This window comes from Pyrobaculum organotrophum, assembly GCF_055384425.1.
The window spans coordinates 997,426-1,012,102 of the sequence record NZ_AP042430.1; the positions used below are offsets into that span (position 1 = coordinate 997,426).

General features: G+C 46.0%; 15 protein-coding genes and 1 tRNA gene. 10 read left to right on the top strand and 6 right to left on the bottom strand.

The window, feature by feature from the left end; genetic code table 11:
• Positions 1-80 precede the first annotated feature (80 nt).
• Positions 81-761 (top strand): DUF357 domain-containing protein, encoded by a 681-nt coding sequence (locus tag ACZ49R_RS06010; RefSeq protein WP_464732361.1) that lies wholly within the window; start codon positions 81-83, stop codon positions 759-761.
• Positions 752-1,417, top strand: a complete 666-nt coding sequence (locus ACZ49R_RS06015; RefSeq protein WP_464732362.1) for an endonuclease V — start codon at positions 752-754, stop codon at positions 1,415-1,417. The genes ACZ49R_RS06010 and ACZ49R_RS06015 overlap by 10 nt, the downstream gene beginning before the upstream one ends.
• A gap of 13 nt (positions 1,418-1,430) precedes the next feature.
• On the opposite strand, the gene ACZ49R_RS06020 is transcribed toward ACZ49R_RS06015, so the two are convergent.
• Positions 1,431-1,534: transfer RNA gene (locus ACZ49R_RS06020), tRNA-Ser, on the bottom strand.
• A gap of 88 nt (positions 1,535-1,622) precedes the next feature.
• Here ACZ49R_RS06020 and ACZ49R_RS06025 point away from each other — a divergent pair.
• From ACZ49R_RS06025 to pcm, 6 genes are read left to right on the top strand one after another with little or no spacing between them, the layout of a single operon-like run.
• Positions 1,623-1,820, top strand: a complete 198-nt coding sequence (locus ACZ49R_RS06025; RefSeq protein WP_011762439.1) for a zinc finger domain-containing protein — start codon at positions 1,623-1,625, stop codon at positions 1,818-1,820.
• A 38-nt stretch (positions 1,821-1,858) separates the two neighbouring features.
• A complete protein-coding gene (locus tag ACZ49R_RS06030) occupies positions 1,859-2,137 on the top strand; it encodes an elongation factor 1-beta (RefSeq protein WP_464732363.1) in 279 nt (92 codons plus the stop codon).
• Between the two features lie 36 nt (positions 2,138-2,173).
• Positions 2,174-4,369 (top strand): CDC48 family AAA ATPase, encoded by a 2,196-nt coding sequence (locus ACZ49R_RS06035; protein WP_464732364.1) that lies wholly within the window; start codon positions 2,174-2,176, stop codon positions 4,367-4,369.
• Positions 4,366-4,587 carry a hypothetical protein gene (locus ACZ49R_RS06040; RefSeq protein WP_464732365.1) on the top strand — a complete coding sequence of 74 codons (222 nt, stop codon included), beginning with the start codon at positions 4,366-4,368 and terminating at the stop codon, positions 4,585-4,587. Before ACZ49R_RS06035 ends, ACZ49R_RS06040 begins: the two co-directional genes overlap by 4 nt.
• A 25-nt stretch (positions 4,588-4,612) precedes the next feature.
• Positions 4,613-5,653: a flap endonuclease-1 gene (fen, locus tag ACZ49R_RS06045; protein WP_464732366.1), complete on the top strand. Its 1,041-nt coding sequence runs from the start codon at positions 4,613-4,615 to the stop codon at positions 5,651-5,653.
• Position 5,654: 1 nt separating this feature from the next.
• Positions 5,655-6,278 (top strand): protein-L-isoaspartate O-methyltransferase, encoded by a 624-nt coding sequence (pcm, locus tag ACZ49R_RS06050; protein ID WP_464732367.1) that lies wholly within the window; start codon positions 5,655-5,657, stop codon positions 6,276-6,278.
• Here the strand turns inward: pcm and aspS are convergent.
• Together aspS and ACZ49R_RS06060 are read right to left on the bottom strand one after the other, a co-directional pair.
• Positions 6,275-7,564, bottom strand: coding sequence for an aspartate--tRNA(Asn) ligase (aspS, locus tag ACZ49R_RS06055; RefSeq protein WP_464732368.1), 1,290 nt, complete (start codon positions 7,562-7,564; stop codon positions 6,275-6,277). The genes pcm and aspS overlap by 4 nt on opposite strands.
• 28 nt (positions 7,565-7,592) lie before the next feature.
• Entirely contained in the window at positions 7,593-8,114 is a 522-nt protein-coding gene (locus ACZ49R_RS06060; protein WP_464732369.1) for a transcription elongation factor NusA, read from the bottom strand.
• A gap of 55 nt (positions 8,115-8,169) precedes the next feature.
• Here ACZ49R_RS06060 and ACZ49R_RS06065 point away from each other — a divergent pair, with 55 nt between their 5' ends.
• Positions 8,170-9,867 carry a radical SAM protein gene (locus ACZ49R_RS06065; RefSeq protein ID WP_464732370.1) on the top strand — a complete coding sequence of 566 codons (1,698 nt, stop codon included), beginning with the start codon at positions 8,170-8,172 and terminating at the stop codon, positions 9,865-9,867.
• On the opposite strand, the gene ACZ49R_RS06070 is transcribed toward ACZ49R_RS06065, so the two are convergent.
• A complete protein-coding gene (locus ACZ49R_RS06070; protein ID WP_011762430.1) occupies positions 9,848-10,042 on the bottom strand; it encodes a hypothetical protein in 195 nt (64 codons plus the stop codon). The genes ACZ49R_RS06065 and ACZ49R_RS06070 overlap by 20 nt on opposite strands.
• 17 nt (positions 10,043-10,059) lie before the next feature.
• Positions 10,060-10,416 carry a peptidyl-tRNA hydrolase Pth2 gene (gene pth2, locus ACZ49R_RS06075; protein WP_011762429.1) on the bottom strand — a complete coding sequence of 119 codons (357 nt, stop codon included), beginning with the start codon at positions 10,414-10,416 and terminating at the stop codon, positions 10,060-10,062.
• 71 nt (positions 10,417-10,487) lie between these two features.
• On the opposite strand from pth2, the gene ACZ49R_RS06080 reads away from it, so the two are divergent.
• Positions 10,488-14,258, top strand: a complete 3,771-nt coding sequence (locus ACZ49R_RS06080; protein WP_464732371.1) for a S8 family serine peptidase — start codon at positions 10,488-10,490, stop codon at positions 14,256-14,258.
• Here the strand turns inward: ACZ49R_RS06080 and ACZ49R_RS06085 are convergent.
• Positions 14,251-14,676 (bottom strand): bis(5'-nucleosyl)-tetraphosphatase, encoded by a 426-nt coding sequence (locus ACZ49R_RS06085; RefSeq protein ID WP_464732372.1) that lies wholly within the window; start codon positions 14,674-14,676, stop codon positions 14,251-14,253. The two genes, ACZ49R_RS06080 and ACZ49R_RS06085, sit on opposite strands and share 8 nt — an antisense overlap.
• Position 14,677: the final 1 nt, after the last annotated feature.

A 14,677-nucleotide genomic window follows, 5' to 3' on the forward strand; every position in this document is an offset into this window, starting at 1 on the left:
GCTATCGCTTGTAGCTCCTCCGCCATAGCCCTGCTAAAATCCTTTCTTTAAATGTTTTAAGCTAATAACACCACCGTCCTGTGGATAGAGTTGCTATATATATTAGAAATCTCGAAGAGGCACTAAACAGTCTCATATTAAGAGACCAAGCGTATAAGTATATTGTGGATTTAGCACAGGCTTATCTCAAAGACTCAAAATATTACTACTCTATAGGCGATAGAGAAACTGCCCTGGCAACTGTATCTTATGCAGAGGGGCTCCTAGACGCGTTAAAACTAATTGGAATTGCTGACTTTGTATGGAAAAAGCCCAGCGAGATTAAGAACAATAAAGTTGTAATGGTTGCAGGTACATTTGAAATCTTACATCCTGGACATCTTCTGTATTTAAGAGAGGCTTGGAAATTAGGCTACGTCACCGCAGTTGTATCTTCAGATGAAAACGCAGAAAGGACAAAGAAACGTAAGATTATAATTCCACAACAGCAAAGGGCGGAGATTCTCTCATCGATATACTACGTCCATAAGACAGTTAAGGGTAAACCTGGTAACATCTTTGACATTTTTTATGAAGTAAAGCCAGACATAGTTCTCCTAGGGCCTAACCAGAACATATCTGAAGACGTTGTTAAGCAAGAGGCGAAAAAGAGAGGCGTAGACGTGGAGATTATTCGTCTGCCAGAGTTGTATAAGTGCGAATTATGTAGTACAACAAAAATTATCGAGAAGATAATAGCCTCGTTTTCTCAATGCCGTTAAATACAGAGGCCGCCAAGAGAATACAGGAGGTTTTGGCTAACAATATAGTGTTTTCTCCACTTCCACCGCCAGAGACCGTCGCTGGACTAGATGTGGCCTACAGTGGAGATCTTGCATATGGAGTTGCAGTAGTGGTCCAACTTTCAACTCTTCAAGTTATAGACATTGCATGCGCAATAGTAAAAAGCGTAGTCCCATATATCCCAACGTTTCTCGCATTTAGAGAGCTCACGCCCATGTTAAGAGCTTATATCAAGCTCAGAGTAAAGCCGGATGTAATACTCGTAGACGGACACGGCATAGCTCATCCAAGAAAATTTGGCATTGCGTCACATATAGGAGTAGTATTGAAAAAGCCAACTGTCGGAGTTGCAAAATCTAGGCTCTACGGAGAGGAGCAGAGAGATGTTGTGACGGATCCATTAACAGGCGAAGTTATCGCAAAGGTCGTTCGATGCGGGGGTAAGAAATACGTCTCGGTAGGCTCCTATATTACGCTTGAGGATGCGGTAAAACTTGTAGAAAAGTTATGTATAAACAAAGATGTATACCCTCTTAGATTGGCCCATAACATGTCGCAAAAGTTAAAACAGAAGAAGCCACATGTCTTTGATCAGTGGGGTGAGGCACCTGTTAGCCCCGAAGAATGTACTTAGAATAAAAAGGCAATGGCGCCGGGGGTGGGATTTGAACCCACGCCCCCTAGACGGGGACGGGATGGCCCGGATTTCTACTCTCGAGTCCCGCGCCTTAGGCCGCTCGGCCACCCCGGCCTGTAGTATCAACGCCTTAGTTTAAAAGTTTTTATGATAAAACACACAAGGAGACAAACTTTATATATCTAGGCCGTTTCTAGCGCTTATGTCAATTAGAGGCGCAAAGTTTCACGGACCCTCGCCGCCTTCTGATACAGTAACAAATTGGGTACTTGCGCCGTTAGAGAGAGGAGTTATTTTTGCATGTCCTAACTGTGGAAAAACAACCATAATACGTAGCGCAAGGTCGCGTAAGTTGGGCGTGCCATACCGCTGTCCGGAGTGCGGATTTGTAGGCCCCTAGCACATTAAGTTTTAAATAGAGGTCACAGACTCGATGTCATGTCTGCAGAAGTGGCATTAGTATATAGAGTACTCCCAGAAAGCGTTGAAGTAGATATAGAGAAGTTGAAAAACGCTGTTGTAAACAAATTGACGCCTAAATATAAAGTTGATAAAGTAGAGGTAGAAGATGTGGGATTTGGTATAAAAGCTCTTAGATTTTTCATTAGAATGCCTGAGTCTGACGAATATAGCTCCGACGAAGTAGAAGAGCTTCTACGATCCGTAGAAGGCGTAGGAAGTTACGAACTCGAATATTTCTCAAGACTTAGTTTTTAGTCAAGGTTTTTATACTCTAGATTATTGTTTTTAATCGTGTCTGAATGGATTGAACTTAGGGTACTTGAGAGTAAAGCTCGCGATGCTAACCGTCCCATCGTTAGAATAGATCCTGAAGTTATGGAAAGAGCCGGCATTATTGTCGGCGATGTTGTAGAAATCGTTGGACGGAGGAGGACAGCGGCAAAGGTTTGGAACGGTCTCCCAGAAGACCGCGGCAAAGGCGTAATCAGAATGAACAGCATTTTAAGAAAGAACGCTGATGTAACCCTAAACGAGACGGTGAGAGTGAGGAAGATAGAGCCTAAGCCTGCCGCCTTTGTAAAGCTCGCCCCTGTGTCTATGACTATTGCAGTAGATGCCAACTTCCTTCAATACATCAAACAGAGACTTAGAGAATACATCGTAGTAGAGGGCGATATGCTACAGATATATGTGCTGAGCCAGCCGCTTACGTTTCAAGTGGTTCAGACAAAGCCGGCAAACGCCGTGTTAGTCATCACGGAGGACACCCAGATCCAGATTTTTGAAAAGCCGGTTTCGGGCGTTAGGATACCCCACGTTACTTGGGAGGATATTGGTGATTTGGAGGATGCTAAGCAGAAGATTCGTGAGCTTGTGGAGCTTCCTCTTAGGCATCCTGAGTTGTTTAAACATTTGGGTATTGAGCCTCCGAAGGGTATCCTCTTGATTGGCCCCCCTGGCACGGGCAAGACTCTCCTCGCTAAGGCTGTGGCTAACGAGGCTAATGCCTACTTCGTCGCTATAAACGGCCCCGAGATCATGTCGAAATACTACGGCGAGTCTGAGGCGCGGCTTAGGGAGATTTTCGAAGAGGCGAAGAAAAACGCCCCAGCCATAATCTTCATAGACGAGATAGACGCCATAGCCCCCAAACGCGAAGAAGTCACAGGAGAGGTAGAAAAGCGAGTAGTGGCACAACTACTAACCCTAATGGACGGACTACAAGAGAGAGGACAAGTAATAGTAATAGGAGCAACCAACCGCCCAGACGCAATAGACCCAGCACTAAGAAGACCAGGAAGATTCGACAGAGAGATTTGGATAAACCCGCCGGACTTTAAAGGTAGGTATGAAATCCTTCTCATACATACTAGGAATATGCCTCTTGCACCTGACGTAGATCTGAGAAAGCTAGCCGAGATGACACACGGTTTTTCTGGGGCCGATCTCGCCGCACTTGCTAGAGAGGCTGCTATGTCTGCTCTAAGAAGAGCTATTCAAAGCGGTCTTATCGACCTTAACCAACCCTCTATCCCGCCTGAGGCTCTTGAAAAAATCAAAGTTACTATGTCTGACTTCATAAACGCCATGAAAGAGATAATACCATCTGCTCTAAGAGAGATACACATAGAAGTTCCCCGTGTCCGTTGGGAGGACATAGGCGGCTTAGAAAACGTTAAACAGGAACTCAGAGAGGCCGTGGAGTGGCCTCTCAAATACCCTGATAAGTTTAAGAAATTCGGTCTCCGTGCTCCTAAGGGCATTCTCCTATTTGGACCACCTGGCACAGGAAAGACACTACTGGCAAAGGCGGTGGCCACAGAGTCGGGGGCGAACTTCATCGCCGTCAGAGGTCCAGAGATATTTTCCAAGTGGGTTGGCGAGTCGGAGAAGATGGTTAGAGAGATTTTTAGAAAAGCCCGCATGGCTGCACCAGCGGTCATCTTTATAGATGAGGTAGATGCACTTGCAACAGCAAGAGGTCTAGGCGGAGATTCCTTAGTTAGCGAACGCGTTGTTGCGCAACTATTAGCTGAAATGGATGGTATAAAAGCGCTTGAAAATGTAGTAGTTATAGCAGCTACCAATAGGCCGGACCTTATAGATCCGGCGTTGTTAAGACCAGGCCGTTTCGATAGAATAATCTACGTCCCACCGCCTGATTTTAAAGCCAGGCTTGAAATATTGCTAATTCACACCAAGGCAACTCCTCTAGCTAAAGACGTCGACCTCGAAGAGTTAGCACGTAGAACCGAGGGCTACTCTGGCGCAGACTTAGAGCTATTGGTAAGAGAGGCAACGTTCTTGGCATTACGCGAGGATATAAACGTCAGAGAGGTTTCAATGAGACACTTTGAAGAGGCACTTAAAAAGGTCAGACCCTCGATTACTCCAGAGATGTTAAAATTCTACGAAAGTTGGTTAGAAAAAGCGAGACAGTTGACGGTAGCTGTTAAGACTAAAGCGACGCCTCCACTATATCTATGATACTAACTATTATAGGTAATATTATTGACATGTTATTGAAAAGACAGGAGACTACAACAAGCGAAGATATAAAAGCGTTGTTAAGACGTGCAAATATCCAAATATCGGACTCTGAACTCGTTAAAGTACTTATGACGCTTGAAATACATAAGAAGATCTATGTGAAAAAAATCAAGAAAGAAGGTAGAGAAATCTTTCAAATTTCAAGGCGTAAATAATATATAGACAGTTTCCACATTAAATGTGGGTGTTACAGAATTGGGGAAACTTATAGGCAAAGATATACGGCGTGAGGTAAAGCTAGAAAACTTAGCAGGTAAATGTATAGCCCTAGACGCGTATAATTCATTATATCAGTTTTTAGCATCAATTAGGCAACCAGACGGCACCCCCCTTATGGATCGCGTAGGCAGAATTACAAGCCATCTATCAGGTCTCTTCTATCGCACTATTAATTTAATGGAAGCTGGAATAAAGCCCGTTTATGTATTCGATGGGAAACCCCCAGAATTTAAACTTGCTGAGATAGAGGAGAGAAGGAAAGTCAAAGAAAAGGCAATGGAAGAGGTTTTGAAAGCGATAAAAGAGGGAAGAAAAGAGGATGTAGCTAAATATATGAAAAGAGCCGTTTTTCTCACAAGCGATATGGTTGAAGACGCGAAAAAACTACTTACATATATGGGCGTGCCGTGGGTTCAAGCGCCCAGCGAGGGAGAGGCACAAGCCGCACATATGGCCAAGAGAGGTCATTGTTGGGCAGTCGGGAGCCAGGATTACGACTCTCTACTATTCGGCTCGCCTAGGCTAGTACGTAACCTAGCTGTATCGCCCAGGAGGAAAATTGGAGAAGAGGTGATAGAACTGTCACCAGAGATTATAGAGCTCGATGCAGTGTTAAAGTCTCTGAGATTGAAAAATAGAGAACAACTTATTGACTTGGCAATACTCCTTGGCACAGATTATAACCCAGATGGCGTGCCAGGAGTGGGGCCGCAAAAGGCGCTTAAATTAGTGTGGGAATTTGGGGGGTTGGAAAAAATGCTAGAGACGGTCCTTAGGGGCGTTTATTTCCCCGTAGATCCTCTAGAGATAAAGAAATTCTTTCTCAACCCGCCAGTAACCGACGAATATTCAACCGATATCAAAAAGCCAGATGAGCAAAAGCTTATTGACTTCTTGGTAAGAGAGCACGACTTTAGCGAAGATAGAGTCTTGAAGGCCGTTGAGAGATTAAAGAGGGCGCAAACAAAGTATAAAACGTCGTCGTTAGATAGCTTTTTCTAACATGGCATTAAGGCTGGTAGAGGAGTTGACGAACGAGGGCATTATAAAGACCGAACGTGTAAAAAAGGCTATGTTAGCTGTACCACGCGAAGAGTTTGTAATGCCTGAGTATAGAATGATGGCCTACGAAGATAGGCCTCTCCCCCTGTTTTTTGATGCAACAATATCAGCGCCGCACATGGTCGCCATGATGTGTGAATTAGTTGAGCCAAGGCCAGGCATGAAGATTTTAGAAGTCGGCACAGGCTCTGGATATCAAGCGGCAGTATGTGCAGAAGCTATAGAACGGAAGGGAAAAGTCTATACTATAGAAATTGTAAAAGAGCTAGCAATATATGCAGCCCAAAATATAGAGCGGCTAGGCTATTGGGGCGTTGTCGAAGTATATCACGGCGATGGGAAAAAAGGCCTTGAGCGTCATGCGCCTTTCGACGCCATTATAGTAACTGCAGCAGCTAGAACCATTCCTAGTGAATTAATAAAACAGCTTAAAGATGGGGGGGTCTTGGTAATCCCTATTGAGGAAGGGGCTGGCCAAGTTCTGTATAAAATAACTAAGAGAGGAGAGAAAATCGAGAAACGCGCAATTACATACGTCTTATTTGTCCCATTACGTGACAGCTAGGGCTCTACTCTATAGCGATCGCGTGGATATAGAGTCGCATGTCTAACATTATCTAGACCTAGTAGAGCTGTCAATAACCTATTAAAGCCTAGACCAAATCCTGCATGTGGCGGCATGCCGTAGTCAAACACCGCTAAATGACTCTCAAAAAGCCTGGGATCTAAACCCCTCTTTCTCATCTCCTCCTCTAGCTCGTCTCTCTTGTGTATCCTCGTGGCGCCCGAAGCCACTTCAATCCCATTTACTATCAAGTCGTAAGACTCGCTTCTATCATTCTCCTTCCGCTTGGTATAAAATGGTCTAAGCGAAGCTGGAAAATCTATTATAAAGTAGACAGGGCCGTAAAACCTCATCAATGCCTTTTGCATTTCCACTGTAAAGTCGTCTCCCCATTTGACAGAGTAGCCAAGCTGGCCCAGTTTTTCAATTGCTTCGTCATACTCCACCCTGGGTATTTTGTCAAGCTCTGTTACTACAGGCATAAGGCCGACCTCTCTGAGTCTCGCAACATTCTCTGAAAGCACTAAGACCACGCGTTTCATAATTTTCTCTAAGATATCCATCACATCATGGTAATTCATAAAAGCGGCTTCGGCGTCTACAGAAATAAACTCGTTTAAGTGGTAGTCTGTATTATGTTTTTCAGCTCTGAACGCAGGGCCTATTTCAAACACTCTCTCTAACGATGCAGTCAGCTGTTCCTTATATAGCTGCGGACTTTGTGAGAGATATGCGACTCTTTCGAAATACAACACTGGGAAGAGCTCGGCGCCTCCCTCTGTACTTGTGACAATGATTTTAGGCGTAAAAACCTCCACAAACCTCTCCCCATAGAGAGTCTCACGAATTTCACGCAAGATTTTAGAAGCTAAAGAAAATACAGCCAAATTGCGGGGTCTTTTTAGATCTATAGAACGCCATTTTAATCTAGTCGCCAAATCTGAGGTCTCAGACCAAATATCTAGCGGGAGAGGCTTCGCTTTATTTAAGATAGTTATGTCAGTCGGAAACACCTCTACACCTCTCTTAGCTATCTTGCTCGTCTCTACAACACCTTTCACAACTATAACGTCTTCTCTATTGAGTTCTGAAAAGACTCTAAACACGTGCTCTGGTGTTTTTCCAACTTTAAGCGTCAGTTGTACAAACCCCTCTCTATCTCTAAGCACTATAAACTTCACCTTCCCAAGATCTCTCAACTCCCACACCCAACCGGCAAGCGTCACCTCTCTACCGTGGAGATCTGTCGTAATATCGCTAGTCCAGTGGGTCTTCTTAGGATACACACAGTAGGAGAAAGATCTAGTAAAAAAATTACGCCCTTAGCTCCCTCTCTCTCACTAATTCCACTTTCACATTAGTTCCAGATATCCGGCTAATTATAGCCTGTAGTCTCTCTGGCTTAATCGGCAACCTCCTCACCTCTCTAGACGGAATTTTAACCACAGTCTCTGTAGTTCCGTCGGGAAGCCAAGACGTAGATATAGTCAAGAGCTTAGCCGGCGAGACAAGTTGTGCAATCACCTCGTTAATGCCGCCGTACTCCACTACTTTTACACTCCTCCTCAACAATGACGTGAGCTCTTTTTCCAACTGTATAAACGCGCTACGAGGTATCCTTTTGGTATTCCTCATAAGTATAATAACCATATCGTCTACCTCATAGGATTTTACATATTCTACATCTGTGAGATTTATCTTCTTCTCAACCTTCAATAAGGCGTCAGACACTTCTACATCAAGCCATTGGTACCTCTCACTGTCTATAAGCGATTGACACTTCTGACATAGCACACGCGTCTTGACACAAAATTCACAGAACGGAATTTTAACCATCGCCAAATATAAAAACCACCTTTAAAAATTATTTTTAACCTCCTTAAAGCTCTATGTGCGTATAGCTATCGTAGACGGCTATACAGACGAGCCGGCAGGTCTTGGAGTGCCGCCGTATCTAGATGTATATGCCAGATATGTAGCAGGCGCGGCTGAACTCGGCGGCGCAGACGAAATACACTATTTTACAATAGACCAGCTGAGATCCGATTGGATAAACTCGCTTAAGAGACTATCAAGCTATAACATATTGGTCGTAATCGCCGGCGTAACTACACCAGGTAAATACCTCGGCGGAGCCCCTGTAGAGCTGGATGAGATTCTAGACTTAGGTCGTATCGAGGGGCCTATAAAGGTGTTAGGCGGCCCTGTGGCTAAATTTGGCTATGGTATAGTTGGCGGCTCTATAGCAGTGCCCCCCTCTAAATTCCGCAGGTATTACGACATTGTAGTAAGCGGTGACGTCGACTTAGTTATATATAGACTTCTGAAGGAGGGCCTAGGTAAAGTCTCGCCCTCTGAAACACATAGAGACTTCAAACTTGTAGACGAATTCGCATGGCGGGGGGCGAAGATAGTTATTCAACACCCCAACTATGGCCGTAACTTAATAGTGGAACTTGAAACATACCGCTCTTGTCCTAGGTATCTATCTGGCGGCTGTTCGTTTTGTACAACAGTAGCATATGGGCCTGTTGTTACGAGGAGTATAGAAGGTATAGTAAGAGAAGTTGAGGCTCTATATAAAGCCGGCGTTGTACATTTTAGACTTGGTAGACAAGCCGACTTCTATACATATATGGCGCGAGATACAGGACGCGAGGAATTTCCACGCCCGAACCCCTCTGCAATTGAGAAGCTCCTAGTTGGTATTAGAAACGCAGCACCGGACTTAAAGACGCTTCATATAGACAACGTAAACCCCGGCACAGTGGCACGGTGGAAAGCTGAATCCATAGAAATTACAAAGCTATTAGTTAAATACGGCACACCTGGCAATGTCGCTGCTATGGGCATTGAAACAGCTGACCCGAAAGTCATCAAGATAAACAACCTCAAGGTATATCCAGAAGAGGCATTAGACGCCATAGAAATATTTACAAAATATGGCTCAGAGAGAGGCTATAATGGCATGCCCTATCTTTTAGCTGGTGTAAACTTTGTTGCCGGCCTCCCTGGAGAGACGGCAGAGACCTATCGCCTAAATATCGAATTTTTAAAACAGATTCTTGAAAGGGGGCTGTTAGTAAGAAGGGTTAACATCAGACAAGTGTTGGTGTTTCCAACGTCACGGCTATGGCCAATGGCGAGAAAAGTTATGTATAAACTTAGACAACATAGGAGATATTTCCTCCAGTTTAAGAAGTGGACTAGAGAGGTTTTCGACCGCGAGATGTTGAGACGTATAGTACCAAGAGGGACTATACTGAGGGAGGTATATACTGAGGTTTATTACCATGGGGGCACATACGCTAGACAAATCGGCTCATATCCATTACTTGTCTATATACCGACGCGGCTACAGCTAGGCAGATTTATCAACGTAGTTGTAATAGACCACGGGTCTAGGAGCGTCCTCGCTCTACCATACCCCGTCAGTATAAACACAGCCGAGAAACGAGTACTTAAACATTTGCCAGGACTCAGCAGAGAAAAACTAGATATAGTACTTAAGAAACGACCATTTAAATCTCTCGAAGAAGTCAAAGCCGCTGTGGGAGAAGGCGAGTTTCTTAACTACGTCTCTCTGTAAGTCTATAGATGACGTAGAAAGTGAAGATTATAAACGCCACAACCACAAAGTCAAATAGATTTATGTACACAGCGCCTATCGGTATCTCGGGCGTTCTTAACCCTCTTGTAACTAAGTAAAATAGATATACTGCCACACCTAGTGAAAAGCCGGCATATGCATATATCAGTTTCATGGCTCGAAATACTGTACCTATTTATATAGCTTTAGAGACCCAGTCACTGCGTCTACTAACTCATCAGGAGCCGGCCCTACGCAAATGGCCGTGGGAGTTCCCGGCGGCACCTCTGTCAGTCCAGCGTCTACAACAACTGCTGTCGGTAAATCTAAAGACCCGGCCTTTCTATAAAGCTCATATAAATGTTCCAAATTCTCTGCGGCTAAGACAATTTTCTTCTGGCCCTCGTCTATCCACTGCTCAAGCCATTTACGCCACCTGGCGTTTTCAAGCGCCTTCATTACACACTCAACAGCCGCATGTCCCGCCTGAGCCGCCGCTTTTCCACACGAGATCTTGAGATCTCTCCTTATAACAATAGACATCTTCACAAGCGGCGTATAAAACTAAGATAAAAACTAAAACTAATGTAATACTTAAAAAACCAATTTAATTTCTCTATATGGGTATAAGATCTCTCCTAGCTGTAATACCCATATTTACAATAGTTGTATATGCACAAGTTGTCTCTGGCGTAAATCCGACGGTGCTTGACACAGATATGCCGGTGTTGGCAAAGGTCGTGGTTTCAGACTTATACTCGTTTGCGTCTCAGTGGGGTGTAAAGCCGGAATTTCAACAATTAAAAGTAGTTGGAAAAGAGACTAAGATAGTCACAATGGTGGTCAACGGGGTTTTTCTACAAGGCAGATTTGGCAATACGGCTACAGAACTATACTATAAAGGCCCTGCCAGATCTCTTAAGGCTGTAATTGAATCTCCATATGTCAAGTTTGTCTATATAAAAGCCCTCCCCGAAGTTCCTCCACGTGAGTTCTTTGCAGAAATTCGCTCGCTGGCTGAAACCGACATGGGTATGCCACAGCCTAACCTCCCAGTCATGAGAGAGATCATAGGGGCTACAAAGGTGGAACAATTATTTGGCGTCAATGGGACAGGCGTCGTAATTGCTGTTGTAGACACCGGCGTTGACTACGGACATCCAGATTTACAAGACGCCCTCGCCTGGCTTATAAAAACTACCGACGGCAGAGAGATAATTGCGTCTACCATAGCGCTGGTCGGAACTACGCTTCAGTACAAGACGTTGAGAGGCCAGGCGGCGGCGCTTCTACTTAGCCAAGTCCAGTCGCTTGAGCCTCTCGTCTTAGACGCAGACGAGTCCCAAGTCGTGTTGCTCATTCCTGTGACGGCCTCTGGGGGGTATCTCCCCGTAGGCGGCAAGACCTTCTACGTAATCGACGGCGTGTTTGTCCACAACATAACAGCGAGGTGCAACTACGCGGTGGCGGGGCTGGTCAGCCGTAGCGGCGTCTTTAAATTCGGCATGACCAATCTCTACATCCCATGGTATGGCGGATATGTAAACGTCGGCGTTGTTATGTACGACCCCGACCAGCCGGGCGTATACACGGCCGCACGTGTTGATATAAACGGCAACTGCAACTTCGCGGACGACCCCGAGCTTAGGTACTTCGGAAATAGGCTCATCGTGGACAACCCGACGGCACCGACGGTCAGCCTGGGCGTCGCCGGCGGCTACTTCTACGACTGGGGCCGGTGGTTCGACTCCTACGCAAAGTTCTACCCGGGTTGGGATTTAGCTGGTAATTACCTCAGCATATTCTACGATTTCCACAGCCACGGCACGGCCTGTAGCTCTGTAGCCGCTGGCAGGGGGAAGGCGGTGTATAACCTCGGCTACCTAGGCCCACAGAGACTGATTGGCATAGCACCGGGCGCCAAGGTGCTAGGGGTGAAAGGCCTGTGGTGGGGCATGGTGGAGGCAGGCATGATGTGGGCAGCCGGCTTCGACGTGAACCAGAACGGGCAGTGGTACTGGACTGGCCAGAAGAGGGCGCATGTGATTAGCAACAGCTGGGGGATCTCTACCTTTATCTATGATTACGCCGCATTTGGCTACGACTTCGAGTCGGCAGTAATTAACGGGCTAGCGGCTCCGAGGTTTTTAGACCGGAACTACCCAGGTATAGTGATTATCCAGGCAGGCGGCAACGGAGGTTACGGCTTTGGCACAATAACTAGCCCAGGTGCCGCCGTTGGCGCAATAACCGTGGGAGCGGCGACCAGCGGACACTTCTGGCTCGCCTTAGGCACACCGTTTTATGGCTTTAGATGGGGCGATATCATCAGTTGGTCTCTTAGAGGGCCTACGCCTGCCGGCTATGTGAAGCCCGATGTTGTAAACATTGGAGCTTTCGGAATAGCGGCGTATCCCGTCGGCTGGGGCAAATATTACTATGGCATCGCGGAAGATTGGGATATCTTTGGCGGGACTTCCCAAGCAACGCCGCTTACAGCTGGCGTTGTTGCTCTAGTGTTGAGTTCGGTTATGGACAAAACCGATCCGGCTGTGGTGGATCCGTATTTAGTTAGACAATTTATTACAAGTACGGCAATTGATATTGGGTACACACCGTTTACCGCAGGTCATGGATTTGTAAATGCTACAGCCGCAGTGATTGCCGCTAGAAGCTACTACGGACTGCCGGTCCCCAAGGCGCCTGTAGCTCTGTTCAGGACGGACTCGTCTGTAAATCTCGGCACCTCGTGGGATTTCCAATGGAGAGTCAACATACCGCTTTATTTCGGTTATCTAATGAACAATCTATTACCCACACAATGGGCCACTTATCTACAGACCAGAGTTACGCAACCAACTATCGGCATGACGAGTTTGTATCTAGCAACTATCCCCGGCGGACAAGCCGTGGGCTTTGTCTATGTCACATCGCTCAACTCCACAGTCACTGTATCTACATATGCGGCAACACTTACCCCAATTTATAAAAAGTTGGTTACCTTGACTATTCCTGTAAGAACTGTGGGTGGTTACTTTACAATGCAACAACTGGGCTTTGATGAAAATATAATTAGACAGGCAGACCTAGTTGTGTTTAGACTCTCCTACAGCTTCTCAGTTTTTGACCCAGAGTTTAACTACGCCGAAAATGTAAGACCTGTCCTCTGGGCATTTGGCTGGACAGACTTAGATAACAACGGCGCTATTTCCATAAACGAGCTGACTTGGCTCAACTACGGATATCAACGTGGCACAGCCGTGGAGGTGTCAGTTACAAAACCCGGCGTTAGACTTGCGCCAAACCAGAGACTTATCATAAGGATTGATATTAGGCCCGTCAGAACGCCATATCCACCATCCGTCCCTGTCACAGTAGAGGTTATAGCCTACAAGAGGGCGCCGGCAACCGATGTACAGATAACGCCGGCAACTATCACACTGAGGCCGCGCCAGAGCTATATGTTTACAGTACGCGTGGTGGCGCCAGCAACTGCGGCCCCCACAGTATACGAGAGACTGATCGTATTTAACATAAATGGGACTAGCTATGTGGTGCCGCTGAGCTACATAGTTAGAACAAGCGTACGTATAAATGAGGTCTATATCCTCACTGCTGGGAGGTCGGACAGTTGGTATAACGCCAGCGAGGTCAGGGGCGCAAATGACTGGCTTTGGAGATACGAGTCTGGCGACTGGCGCGTCTACTATATCTCAACGCCGACCTTAGCAAGGGGTCTCTACGTAGACTTCGGCTGGAAATGCGCCAACACCTCCCTGATAGTCTATGCTATAACTGACGGCGGCTTCTTCGCTGGGTACTTCTGGAACCAGGGAATCTCCTTCCATCGCTACCTAGGCTCCGGCAGATTCGTCTGGACTGGGACTAATGGACGGACAAAAATTGTGACTCTACCCTCTGTCTCATTTGCTGTGCCCGTACCAGTGAGCGGTCTTGTATATACGACAATGTCGGCGTCGTATCCGGTGGTCACAAGCAATAGCTTTGCAATATTGGTTAGAACATCGCTTTATGGCGGCTGTGGCACAAGTGAGCAGATAAATGGCGTGGTTAGACCATTCAGAGACCCACGCGATATGCCGGTGTTGTCTACCGTGTCGCCGTATGTAAACTTCATGCTTAGCCCGCCGCCGATTGGATACGACCTCGTGTATAAGACTGCAAATGTGCTAGGAGGCGGATTTGTGGTGCCTATGGTAGCCGTCGGTTCCGATTTAAGTTTCAATATGTACTTTATAAGAACGCCCCTATTTGTCGACTATGTGGCGTTGATGTACTCGCCGAGTTTTGCGACTGTTTATAGAACCAGCGGAAACAACTTTGCAAAATATCCATTCTACGTAGTTGAGGGCGTGTCCGTAATTAGCTAATTTTTTCAATTTCTAGAATTTTTCTCCAAGCTCTAAGCAAGACCGCCCTTGTTTCGTCTCTAGTTATTAGTCTAAGTGCCTTTTCTCTAGCGGCCCACACATAAGCGTCATGTTCTCTAGATAACTTGACTGTTCTTTCGCGGCTTTTAGCTAAGAAATATATGACTTCTCTATATATTGTGTGTCCCCTTTTAGAATACTTGTACCGTATCTCCTCTCTAAATGAGGGGACTAGCTCCACCTTCAGCCCTGTCTCCTCTAATATTTCTCTGAGTGCAGCCGCCTCGTCTGTTTCACGTAGACGAACTATACCATGGGGGAAGTCCCATCCATATCTCCCATGTAGTAACAGATACAATACCTCGCCGTGATCTATGGTATATACCACTGCGCCAGCAGACTTTTCATAAAAGTACACA

Bases quoted from the DNA above. Each gene is read 5' to 3' on its own strand.
- ACZ49R_RS06025 (WP_011762439.1), top strand. From the start codon at position 1,623: ATGTCAATTAGAGGCGCAAAGTTTCACGGACCCTCGCCGCCTTCTGAT.
- ACZ49R_RS06030 (WP_464732363.1), top strand. From the start codon at position 1,859: ATGTCTGCAGAAGTGGCATTAGTATATAGAGTACTCCCAGAAAGCGTT.
- ACZ49R_RS06060 (WP_464732369.1), bottom strand. From the start codon at position 8,114: ATGGTTAAAATTCCGTTCTGTGAATTTTGTGTCAAGACGCGTGTGCTA.
- ACZ49R_RS06040 (WP_464732365.1), top strand. From the start codon at position 4,366: ATGATACTAACTATTATAGGTAATATTATTGACATGTTATTGAAAAGA.
- ACZ49R_RS06015 (WP_464732362.1), top strand. From the start codon at position 752: ATGCCGTTAAATACAGAGGCCGCCAAGAGAATACAGGAGGTTTTGGCT.
- pcm (WP_464732367.1), top strand. From the start codon at position 5,655: ATGGCATTAAGGCTGGTAGAGGAGTTGACGAACGAGGGCATTATAAAG.
- ACZ49R_RS06080 (WP_464732371.1), top strand. From the start codon at position 10,488: ATGGGTATAAGATCTCTCCTAGCTGTAATACCCATATTTACAATAGTT.
- ACZ49R_RS06070 (WP_011762430.1), bottom strand. From the start codon at position 10,042: ATGAAACTGATATATGCATATGCCGGCTTTTCACTAGGTGTGGCAGTA.